Below are 9813 nucleotides of genomic sequence, written 5' to 3' on the forward strand. Positions count from 1 at the left end.
CGTTCCACCCTCAAGAGCACGCCCCGACGGGGGGCACGGGCGCGACCGGTCGGGCACGGGCATGCCCCCCTCGGGGGCGGTGCCAGCGGCTGGGGCTCAGGACCAGGACGTCGGGAGAAGGAGCTCGCGGACCGGGCGGAAGGTCGTTCGAGCCGTCGGCGGGACGTGCCGCGCGACGCGGGCGACGAACGCCTCTGCGGGGAACAGCTCAGGGTGAACCACCCGGACCACGACCATTCCGGTCTCCTCGATGGCTTCCTGCCGCCGCTTCTCGGCGATGACGACCTCCGACGGGTTGCCCCCGGCGAGCTGCCGGTACTTGACCAGGCCGTCGAACTCGACCAGGAGACACCGCTCGCGCCACCCGAGGTCTGCCCGGAAGACGCGACCCCGAGCCACGACCGGCACCTGCAGCTCCGGGGCAGGGAACCCGTGGGCGAGGAGGACGTAGCGCGTCGCGCTCTCACCGGGGGACTCGGCGCCGCCGTCCGCATGATCGAGAACCCACCGGGCCAACCGCGAGCCGTTCGCACCGGAGCGGGTCCGGACGATCTCGGTGGCCGCTTCGAGGTCGGCGCCGCGCCGCACCAAGGAGTCCGCGACGACGAGGGCAGCCAGTGGACGCAGACTCATCGCGCAGTCCGCGAGCGTCCGGTCGAGCGTCGTGACCGTCACTCCAGCCCGCACCGTCGTGTCAGCCTGCCCGAGAACTGTCCGGTGACGTGCGACGTCACGGCTCCGTCGGGCAGACGCGGCCGACGGCTGAGTGACGTGGACGAGGCCGGGTACCCGCCACGTCCGCGCACCCCAGAGCACGGCGGCGGAGACGTGGCTGAAGACGACGGGCTTGCGCGCCTGCGCGGCGACGGCCGCGATCCGCGCGAGGTAGGCGCTCTGGGCATCCTCCACCGGGGAAGCCACCGAGGAAGCCACCGAGTAGTCGTCGCCATTCGAGGCCCAGAGGTACGCTCCGCGCCGTACTCGCACCATGTGTCCGGCACGCAGGTGCAACTCGACGACGTCGCACGGCAGATCGCGTGCGAGCAGGACACGTGGCAGCTCGATCGCATCGGCGCCCCGTGTGCCCGCGTTCGCTCTGACTCTCTCCATGGCAGGACCCTGCCTCAGTCATGCACACGCGCTTCGGTGACGGCCGAGCGCCTGTGGAGGCGGGGACCGCACGCAGGCCTGTGCACCACGCATCCGGTCCTCAGCCGCTGTCTCCGCACCACCGCGAGAGCGCCGCACCCGCCCTCCCGAGACGACGGGGCGTGCTCCCGAAGACCGAACGTGCTGTCCAACGCACGTCCCGTCCTCAAGAGCACGCCCCGTCATGGCATCACCCGGCCAGGGCGGCGTCTGCCGTCAGGTCGCGACGACCATGCGCTCGTTGGGGACGCAGTGGGTCATCTCCAGGCCCTCGACGTCGCGGGGACCGTTCTTGCCCAGGTTCGCCACGCGGGCGAGCTCGTCCTCCGACAGGGTCTGGCTGGCGAGCGGCTCGAGGTGACGTACGTCGTCGGCGCTGATACCGAGGCCGTCTCCCACGCGCTGACCGAGCTCGTCGTCGCAGAGGAAGAAGTGCCACACCATGCGCTCCTGCACGGCTCGCGAGGCCTGGCCGATGAGCTCGACGAAGTTCGCGACGAGGTCGTCCTTCTCCCACTGCTCCATGAGCTGGTAGCGCTGCCCGGCCTGCGTGTAGTCGTTCGTGCGCGGGATGCGCTTGCGCGTGAGACGCCCGGTGATCTCCGGTCCGACCTCGTCGTGCGTCGGGTACTGCGCCTCACGGAGCCCGCCGGTGATCGACGGCTCGTAGTTGACGTGCGGGTTCGCCCCGACGGGGTCGACCGCGTACTGCATCGGTCCGCCCTGCTGGTTGGTGTGCACCGCTGCGTTCTTCGCCTGGTTGACGGGCAGCTGCAGATAGTTGGGCCCGACGCGGTAGCGCTGCGTGTCCGAGTAGGAGAACGTCCGGCCGACGAGCATCTTGTCGTCCGAGAAGTCGAGTCCGTCGACGAGGACGCCCGTGCCGAAGGAGAGCTGCTCGTTCTCCGCGAAGTGGTTGGACACGTTGCGGTCGAGCACCATGCGGCCGACAACCTTCGGTGGGAACTCGTTCTCCGGCCACACCTTCGTGTCGTCGAGGGGGTCGAAGTCGAGCTCGGGGTGGTCGTCGTCGCTCATGAGCTGGACGCGCAGCTCCCACTCCGGGTGCTCGCCGCGCTCGATGGCCTCGTAGAGGTCCTTCGAGGCGTGGCCGAGGTCGTTCGCCTGGATGGCGGCCGCGTCGGCAGCGGTCAGGCTGTGCACGCCGGCCGTCGGGATCCAGTGGTACTTGACCAGGTGGGTCTCGCCGTCAGCGTTGACCCACTTGTACGTGTTGACGCCGAAGCCCTGCTGGGTGCGGTAGTTCGCCGGGATGCCGCGCGGGCTGAAGAGGTTGACGAGCATGTGCATCGACTCCGGGGTCTGGGACATGAAGTCGAAGATGCGGCCGGGCTCCTGGCGGAACGTCACGGGGTCGGGCTTGAGCGAGTGGATCACGTCCGGGAACTTGACGGCGTCCCGGATGAAGAAGACACCGAGGTTGTTCCCGACGAGGTCCCAGTTGCCGTCCTCCGTGTAGAACTTCACGGCGAAGCCGCGCGGGTCGCGAGCCGCCTCGGAGGAGTCGCGGCCGCCGATGACGGTCGAGAAGCGGATCGCGAGGTCGGTGCGCTTGCCGGGCTCCTGGAAGAGCTTCGCGCGGGTGTACCGCGAGATGGGTTCGTCGCCCCACGTGCCCGTCGCCTCGAAGTGGCCGAAGGCCACTGCGCCGCGCGCGTGCACGACGCGCTCGGGGATGCGCTCCCGGTCGAAGTGGCTGACCTTCTCGAGGAAGTGGTAGTTCTCCAGGGTTGCGGGGCCGCGGGCCCCGACGGTGCGCTGGTTCTGGTTGTCGTAGACGGGATGGCCCTGACGGGTGGTCAGGACGGGGCGGTCGTCGTCCGGTGCGGATCCTTGCGACGCGACGTCGGTCATGGTGGTCCTCTCCTTCGATCGGTTCGTCTGACGGGTTCGTGCGTTCGACAGCTATACCTGGGCGCTCCGGCCCGCCTCGACGCACGAGGTGCACCACCCCCAGAAGGTCACCTCGGCCTCGTCGACGACGAAGCCGAGATCCTGGGCAGGAAGCGTCGGCACCAGGCACGGCGCCGATCCGTGCGCGCAGTCCACGTCGCGGGTGCGACCGCAGCCGCGGCACACGAGGTGGTGGTGGTTGTCGCCCACGCGCACCTCGAACAGGGCCGGGCTGCCGGCCGGCTCGATACGACGCGCGAGCCCCGACCGCACGAGCACGTCCAGGCAGTCGTAGACGGCCTGGGTGGACAGTGCGCCGAGCCGTGAGCGCGCGTGGTCGGCGACCTCGGCCGCCGTGAGGTGGTGGTCGTCCCTCGCACGGGCGGCGTCGAGCACCTCGTACACGGCGACGCGCGGGCTCGTCACGCGGAGCCCGGCGCTGCGGAGGCGCTCGATGGTCTGTCCCACGCATCGATCGTGACACCCCTGCTGGAGTCGTGCCAGAGATGGAAGACGTCCGTGAGGTCGCCGTCGGGGCCGAGGCGGGGTATCGCTGCGCGGGACGTCGACGGACCGACGGACCGTGGGCTAGTGGTCCACGGTCTCGCCGTGCTGGCGACGCGCGGAGACCACCAGCGCGAGCGTGACCACCAACGGCCACAACGCCTGGGCGCCGGCGACGAGCCGCTCGGTGAGGCCCGTCGCGCTGCCGTCCGAGGTGACCTGCCACAGCTCGAGGAGGAAGACGACCAGGAGCGCGAGCAGCACGACGCTCGCGGTGGTGGCGACGGCTGGGCGCAGCACCCCGGTCGCCCTGCGCCGGCGCGCCCACGCGGGCCAGGTCGCCAGCGCTCCGAAGCCGATGCTCGCCGCGACGACGTGCGCGCCGGGGTGCGTGTCGGACGGGAAGGCGGCGACGGCCACCGTGGCGAGGCCACCGAGCGCGTGGAGCACGCGGGCCGGCCGTGGGACGGGTCGCAGCCCCGCCGCGGTGACGAGGTGCGCGACGCCGGTGAGCGCAAGTCCGGTCCCCATGATCCAGGGGGCGGTCGACGCTTGCGTCGCAAGGTCGCTGATCGTCTGGCGCACCGGGTCGAAGGACGGCTGCTGCGCCTGGGCGAGCGTCCACCCGCCGATCATCGCGACGGGCGCGACGACGGCGGAGACCACCGCCCACCACGGGACGCCGGCTCGCGGCAACGACACCTCAGGGCTGCGGGGCCGGCGGCGGCGCGATCGTGAGGCACTGGACGAAGGCGTGCTGGGCGAGGATGCGGTGGACGGCGGCACGCGGGGCGGAGGCACGACGGCGATCCTGGCACGCCGCCGGGGTCACGGCGAGCGGGGGCGGCTCTGCGCTGCGAGGTCGGGCAGCATCTCGCCGTCGGGACCCTGGACGCCGTCGATCTCGTCGCCGACGACGATCGCGAGGTGACCGTCGGGCAGTGCGAGCAGCGGGACGAGCGCGGGGCGCCGGCTGAGCAGCTCGTATGCCCGGATGCGTTCGAGCTCGTCGACCCGGGGCGGGTCGTCGCCGCCGACGGCTCCGACGTACCAGCCTGAGTCTCGCTCCCGCTCCGTCGGCGTCCGGTGGAGGTAGACGGCCTCGGCGTCGAGCACACCCTTCTGCACGACGATCGTGTCGTCCCACCGGGTCGGCTGACCCTCGGGGCCGAAACGACGGAGGAGCTGTGCCTGCGCATTCATGACCCACAGCGCGAGAGTGAGGTCGTCCGTGAGGTCCGCGTCAGGGTCGCCGAGGTAGTCGGGGGCATGGATCGTGAGGCCGTCGTCGCTCGCGCGGAGCACGAAGAGGTTGCCGTGGAGCAGGACGGGCCGGCCGTCGACGAGCGTCCCGGGCGGCAGGCTCCGCAGGACGTAGAAGAGGCCGGACACCGCTGCGGCCTGGTCCGGGTCCGCCTGCGCGGTGATGGTCACGTCACTGATCGTCGCCTGGAATCTCGTCGTCATGATGGGCAGAGCCTAGCGAGAGAGACCAGAATCACGACATGACCTCTCGCATCTCGCACACGACCGTCGACTCCCACGACGCCTACGCACAGTCGGTCTTCTGGACCCAGGTCCTCGGGTTCGTCGAGGATCCTGACGACCCGAACGAGCCGGGCCACGAGGAGTGCATGATCTTCTCGCCCGACGGCACGCAGCGACTGCTCTTCATCGAGGTGCCGGAGGACAAGCAGGTGAAGAACCGGCTGCACCTCGACCTCGAGCCCGTCGAGGGTTCACGGGACGACGAGCTCGCCCGGCTCCTTGCGATCGGTGCACGTGAGGTGGACGACCTCCGCAACCCTGACGGCACGGGCTGGGTCGTCCTGGCAGACCCGGAGGGCAACGAGTTCTGCATCCTGCGCCCGGCAGCCGAGCGGGCGGCGGGCTAGCGCGGGCGGGAGGCGCCGTCAGGCCGTCGCGCGGCGGAAGCCGACGGCGACCACCGCGAAGGAGACGAGCCCGCCGACGACGATGATCAGCGGGGCGAGCATCCACACGAGCACGACGCAGACGCCGAGGGCTGCCGCGAGCATGAGCGAGCCGCCCGGGTCCGCTGGGATCGCTCGGGCACCGTCGCGGACGAGCGGCCACCACGCGTCGCCCGGGCTCCAGCGCCCTGCGGCGTGCAGGAGCGCGACGAGCATCCCGGAGCCGACGACGACGCTGACGACTCCTACGAGCATGCCGCCCGGGAGGGCGCCGGTGCTCACGGCCCAGAGGTTGAGCACCACGAGGAAGAGCGCGAGCACCGCGCCGACGGACACGAGCCACACACCGCGGCACGCCTCTCGGAAGTCTGCCCAGACGCTGCTGACCGAGTCGTCGGTCGCGGCGAGATGACGTCGCAGGTGCGCGACGCCGGTGGTCACTGCGGGCAGGGCCGTGACCACCGGGAGGCTGAGCACGGTCACGTAGACGCTCGTGAGGAGCACCTCGGCGAACAGCGCGAACTTCGTGAGCCCGGGCGTGGCCGGCCGTGCCCCCTCCGACGGCTCGTCGCGAGCGTCGGAGGGGTCTGCCTGGTCACGGCCGGGAACGTTCATGGTCACGACTGTCGCCGACATCGCTCAGCCCTTCAAGCCCTGCGTGGCCACACCGTCGACGATGAATCGCTGGAAGACGATGAAGAACAGGAGCACCGGGATGAGTGCGAGCACGGCCATGGCCATCTGTGCTCCGTAGTCGGAGACGGACGTCTGGTCGACATAGAGCCGCAGCGCGATCGGCAGCGAGAAGAGGTCCGGCTTCTTGAGGTAGAGCAGGGGCCCGAAGAAGTCGTTCCAGCTCCAGATAAAGGCGAAGATCGACGCGGTCATGATCGGCGGCTTCATGAGGGGCAGCATGATCGAGCGGAAGATCCGGATGTGTCCGGCACCGTCGATGCGTGCGGCCTCGTCGAGCTCTCGCGGCAGGTTGCGCATGAACTGGACCATGAGGAACACGAAGAACGCCTCGGCGGCGAAGAACTTGCCGATGAGCAGGGGGACGAACGTGTTCACGAGGCCGAGCTCGTTGAAGATGATGTACTGCGGGATGATCACCACGTGGAACGGCAGCAGGAGCGTCGCGATCATCAGCGCGAACCACACCTGACGGCCCGGGAACGAGATGCGCGCGAAGGCGTAGGCCGTGATCGTCGAGGACAGGATGACACCGACGACCGAGCTGACGGCGAGGATGACGGAGTTCATGAAGAACGTCCAGAAGGACACCCCGCCGATCCCGCTGAGCGCCTTGGCGAAGTTGTCGAACGACGCGTTCTCGGGGATGAGGCTGATGTTGCCGATGATCTCGCTCGTCGGCTTGAGCGAGGACATGAGCATCCACAGTGCCGGGTAGAGGATGACGGCGCTGATCGCGATGACGACGGTGTGGAAGATGACGGACTTCACGGAGCTGCGGCGCTTGTGGGCCTTGCGCAGCTCGGCGCTCCGCTGCTCGTCGTCCGCCCCTGGGCGGTCGAGCACGGTGGTCTGGTCGACGGTGGTCATTACTTCGTCTCCCCGCTGTAGTGGACCCACTGCTTGGACGTCTTGAAGAAGACGAACGTGATGAGGCCGACGACGAGCACGAGCACCCATGCCATCGCTGAGGCGTACCCCATGCGGAAGTCGGTGAACCCGCGCAGGTAGAGGTACAGGGTGTAGAACATGGTCGACCCGGCGGGTCCGCCGGTGCCGCCGGAGATGATGAAGGCGGAACCGAAGATCTGGAACGAGTGGATGGTCTCGAGGAGCAGGTTGAAGAACAGGACCGGCGAGAGCATCGGCAGGGTGATGGAGAAGAACTTGCGCACCGGGCCGGCGCCGTCGATCTCGGAGGCCTCGTAGAGCTCGACGGGGATCTGCTTGAGGCCTGCGAGGAAGATGACCATCGGGGCCCCGAACTGCCAGACGGTGAGCAGGATCATCATGGGCATCGTCATGCCGGGGTCGCCGACCCAGCCGCCGGGATCGCGGCCGAAGAACTGTCCGATCTGGTCGACGACGCCGTCGTCGATGAACATCGCCTTCCAGACGATCGCGATCGAGACGCTCGCGCCGATGAGGGAGGGCGCGTAGAAGATCGAGCGGTATGTGCCCTGCGCGCGACGCTTGGAGTTGAGCAGCATCGCGACGGCGAGGGCCGCGCCGAGCTTGATCGGGGTCCCGAAGAGGACGTACAGGCCGGTGACCTGCACCGACTGGAGGTACCGGGGATCGTTGAACAGCTGTTTGAAGTTGTCCAGTCCGACCCACTCCGGCGCACGGAAGAGGTTGTAGTCGGTGAAGGCGAGGTAGAGCGACGCGAGCATGGGGCCGGCGGTCAGCAGGAAGAACCCGATGAGCCACGGGGCGAGGAAGGCGTACCCGGCTCGGGCCTCGGCGGCTCGCCTCGAGCGCCGAGCGGCGGTCGCCGGCGTCGGGGAGGTCTTGCCGGCGGGAGCTCCGGTCGCCTCGTCGATGAGGGACACGATGGGAATCCGATCAGTCGGGGGAATGTCGGTCGTCGGTCTGGGGATGTCTGGGGGTGCGGTTGGATGCTGGGTCCCGTCCGCCGTCGGACGGGACCCAGCTGATCAGTGGTGGATCACTGCAGCGGTGATGCCTGCAGCGGCAGCTACTGCGGGACGGAGATCTCGGCCTCGGCGAACCACTGCTCGACGAACTGGTCGATCGTGATGGTGCCGTAGGAGAACTCTTCGCCGAGGCGCTTGAACTCTGCCTCGATGGCGCCGAAGCCCTCGACGGGGAGCGGTGCGGCAGCCGTGACGTGATCGGCCACGGACTCCTCGTACGCGACGACCTTCGCGTCGATCGAGCCTTCCTCGACGACCATCGCGTCGCGCTGCTCGGCGACGGCCGGGACGCCCTTCGAGGTGCCGAAGATCCGACCGACCTCGGGCTCGTTGACGAGGAAGTCGATGAGCGCGGCAGCGGCGGCCGGGTTCTCGGAGTTCGCCGACGCGGACAGGAGCATCGACGGCTTGAAGAACATCGACTTCTCGCCGCTGTCGCCTGTCGGGATGGGGAGCATCTCGATGGTCTCGGTCCCCGAGTCGGCGACGTAGCCGGCGAGGAAGTTGTCCCAGCTGAACTCGGAGGCGGACTCGTTCACCGTGAAGCCGCCGAGCGGCTCGAGCTGCTTGCCTCGCGCGATCGGGTAGGTGAGGTTCGTCGGAGCGCGCAGATCCTCGGCCATCTCGAGCCACTCGGTCATCTGCTCGGGCGTGAAGTTGATCTTGCCGTCCTCGGTGAACGGGTCGACGCCTTCCTGGACGAGCCACTGGAGGAAGAACCAGAAGGTCGTCGTGTAGTCGCCGCCGCCGTAGAGGGCGGGGTCGGACGTCGCGCCCGCGGTGGAGACCTCCGCGAGGAAGGCGTTGTAGTCCTCCCACGTGTAGTCGGCAGCGAGCGGCTCGATGCCGAGCTGCGCGAGGATCTCGGGGTTGTAGAACAGCGCGAGGGTGTTCGTCGAGGTGGGGATGCCGTACTGGGAACCGTCGAGCTGGCCCGACTCGAGGAGCGACTCGTCGATGCCGTCGACGTCCAGGGCGGTGCCGACCTGGCCGTCGAGGTTGAGGAGCTGCTCGGTGGAGCCGTACTGGCGCAGGTAGGAGAGGTCCATCTGCATGACGTCCGGCAGCGAGCCGCCGGCGGCCTCGGTGTTGCGGGCCGTCCAGTAGCCGTCCCATGCGACGAAGCTCGTCTGGACGGTGATGTTCGGGTACTCGGCCTCGAAGAGGTCGACCGCTTCCTCGTACTTCGCGGCGCGGTCGTCGTTGCCCCACCACGCGAAGGAGATGGTGATCTCCTCCTCGGTGTCGAGAGTCTCGGTGGGGGCTGGCGTGTCGCCACCGCCTCCGGAACATGCGGACAGTGCGAGAGCCGCGATACCTGCGGCGGCGATGCCCCTGAGGGTAGATCGCTTGATCGACATCTGAGCCTCCTTGCTCATCGTGTGTGAAAGCGCATTCCCGACGTTAGGCACCGAGTGGCAGGCGAGCAACGAAGGAAGTGAATCGTTACAATACCGTTGCTGCGTCAGATGTCCAGCCCCCGCGTCCACCCCGACCGCGGAAACCCGCGCCAGACCGCACCAGGCTGCGGAAACAACAGCCTCGCGGGTCCGGTCACCGAGGACCTCGATGGCCCACCTGTGGTTGAATCCATTCAGACGAAGCGCGGGATGCGCTCCGACCGCTGCCGGAACCGTCGGAGTCCATCCGTGCCACCTCCCCCCTCCGAACCACCCCCACCC

10 protein-coding genes are annotated in these 9813 nt (G+C 68.9%); 1 reads left to right on the forward strand and 9 read right to left on the reverse strand.

From position 1 onward, the window contains the following. Window positions 1-96 precede the first annotated feature (96 nt). From ABKW26_RS19725 to ABKW26_RS19745, 5 genes are all read right to left on the reverse strand, one after another. Complete coding sequence (locus tag ABKW26_RS19725; RefSeq protein ID WP_348595792.1) at window positions 97-921, reverse strand: hypothetical protein; 825 nt, start codon at window positions 919-921, stop codon at window positions 97-99. Window positions 922-1365: 444 nt separating this feature from the next. Then, complete coding sequence (locus ABKW26_RS19730) at window positions 1366-3024, reverse strand: catalase (protein WP_348595793.1); 1659 nt, start codon at window positions 3022-3024, stop codon at window positions 1366-1368. Window positions 3025-3075: 51 nt separating this feature from the next. Continuing rightward, the gene (locus ABKW26_RS19735; protein WP_348595794.1) at window positions 3076-3531 is read right to left on the reverse strand and encodes a Fur family transcriptional regulator; all 456 of its coding nucleotides are present in this window, start codon (window positions 3529-3531) and stop codon (window positions 3076-3078) included. A 120-nt stretch (window positions 3532-3651) separates the two neighbouring features. Continuing rightward, window positions 3652-4233, reverse strand: coding sequence for a DUF998 domain-containing protein (locus tag ABKW26_RS19740; protein WP_348595795.1), 582 nt, complete (start codon window positions 4231-4233; stop codon window positions 3652-3654). Between the two features lie 162 nt (window positions 4234-4395). After that, entirely contained in the window at window positions 4396-5034 is a 639-nt protein-coding gene (locus tag ABKW26_RS19745) for a hypothetical protein (protein WP_348595796.1), read from the reverse strand. Window positions 5035-5072: 38 nt separating this feature from the next. Between ABKW26_RS19745 and ABKW26_RS19750 the strand changes: the two genes are divergently transcribed. Then, window positions 5073-5462, forward strand: a complete 390-nt coding sequence (locus ABKW26_RS19750; RefSeq protein ID WP_348595797.1) for a VOC family protein — start codon at window positions 5073-5075, stop codon at window positions 5460-5462. An 18-nt stretch (window positions 5463-5480) separates the two neighbouring features. Here ABKW26_RS19750 and ABKW26_RS19755 read toward each other — a convergent pair whose 3' ends face one another. The 4 genes from ABKW26_RS19755 to ABKW26_RS19770 all read right to left on the reverse strand — a co-directional run bounded on the left by ABKW26_RS19755 (window position 5481) and on the right by ABKW26_RS19770 (window position 9492). Then, entirely contained in the window at window positions 5481-6116 is a 636-nt protein-coding gene (locus ABKW26_RS19755; protein WP_348595798.1) for a hypothetical protein, read from the reverse strand. 24 nt (window positions 6117-6140) lie between these two features. Further along, window positions 6141-7064, reverse strand: a complete 924-nt coding sequence (locus ABKW26_RS19760; RefSeq protein WP_348595799.1) for a carbohydrate ABC transporter permease — start codon at window positions 7062-7064, stop codon at window positions 6141-6143. Next, window positions 7064-8017 (reverse strand): sugar ABC transporter permease, encoded by a 954-nt coding sequence (locus tag ABKW26_RS19765; protein WP_348595801.1) that lies wholly within the window; start codon window positions 8015-8017, stop codon window positions 7064-7066. Before ABKW26_RS19765 ends, ABKW26_RS19760 begins: the two co-directional genes overlap by 1 nt. A 155-nt stretch (window positions 8018-8172) precedes the next feature. Then, window positions 8173-9492: an extracellular solute-binding protein gene (locus ABKW26_RS19770; RefSeq protein WP_348595800.1), complete on the reverse strand. Its 1320-nt coding sequence runs from the start codon at window positions 9490-9492 to the stop codon at window positions 8173-8175. Window positions 9493-9813 lie beyond the last annotated feature (321 nt).

This window comes from Sanguibacter sp. 25GB23B1, assembly GCF_040012415.1.
Lineage (GTDB): Bacteria > Actinomycetota > Actinomycetes > Actinomycetales > Cellulomonadaceae > Sanguibacter.

Coding starts and splice junctions, on each gene's coding strand:
- ABKW26_RS19750 (WP_348595797.1), top strand. CDS start 5,073: ATGACCTCTCGCATCTCGCACACGACCGTCGACTCCCACGACGCCTAC.
- ABKW26_RS19730 (WP_348595793.1), bottom strand. CDS start 3,024: ATGACCGACGTCGCGTCGCAAGGATCCGCACCGGACGACGACCGCCCC.
- ABKW26_RS19745 (WP_348595796.1), bottom strand. CDS start 5,034: ATGACGACGAGATTCCAGGCGACGATCAGTGACGTGACCATCACCGCG.
- ABKW26_RS19760 (WP_348595799.1), bottom strand. CDS start 7,064: ATGACCACCGTCGACCAGACCACCGTGCTCGACCGCCCAGGGGCGGAC.
- ABKW26_RS19755 (WP_348595798.1), bottom strand. CDS start 6,116: ATGAACGTTCCCGGCCGTGACCAGGCAGACCCCTCCGACGCTCGCGAC.
- ABKW26_RS19770 (WP_348595800.1), bottom strand. CDS start 9,492: ATGTCGATCAAGCGATCTACCCTCAGGGGCATCGCCGCCGCAGGTATC.